The sequence below is a fragment of the Paenibacillus sp. 05T425 genome, from assembly GCF_056396205.1.
Genome location: NZ_JBFTLA010000080.1, coordinates 1 through 501 on the forward strand (window position 1 = coordinate 1; position 501 = coordinate 501).

1 protein-coding gene is annotated in these 501 nt (G+C 54.7%); it reads left to right on the top strand.

Annotated features, from left to right (window positions below):
* Window positions 1-25: 25 nt before the first annotated feature.
* Window positions 26-501, top strand: a 476-nt coding sequence (locus AC1DF0_RS32160; RefSeq protein ID WP_477577625.1) for a lipid II flippase MurJ, incomplete at its 3' end; no start/stop codon positions are given.

Genomic DNA, 501 nt, shown 5'->3' on the forward strand with positions numbered 1-501 from the left:
GTTGAAAGCAGACTCGAAATGCTCATTGACTAAAGTCAACTCCGCTTTCTCGCCTGCTTTCGCCTTGTCTTGCCTTCGCTCGCTACGTTTTCAAGGGGACGGTGCGCTGGATATTTCTTTCCGGCGCGCGACCTGTAAACTCGCGAGCTTTGGCTCTGTGCTGTTGCGGCGCGGAGTATCGCATAAGTGGGCGCGTTGTTCGCCTGCTGTTTATCGACAGGCACAAACTCTTTCAATGAATCTGCTCAAATCGTTGGCCGCTGTCAGCTCTATCACGATGCTTTCCCGGGTGTTGGGGTTTGTTCGTGACACTCTAATCGCCCGTGCATTTGGTGCCGGAATGGCGACTGACGCCTTCTTTATCGCCTTCAAGCTGCCCAATCTGCTGCGGCGGATCTTCGCCGAAGGGGCATTTTCCCAGGCGTTTGTGCCGATTCTTGCCGAATACAAAAGCCAAAAGGGCGAGGAGGCGGCGCGAACCTTCATTGCCTACGTCTCAGG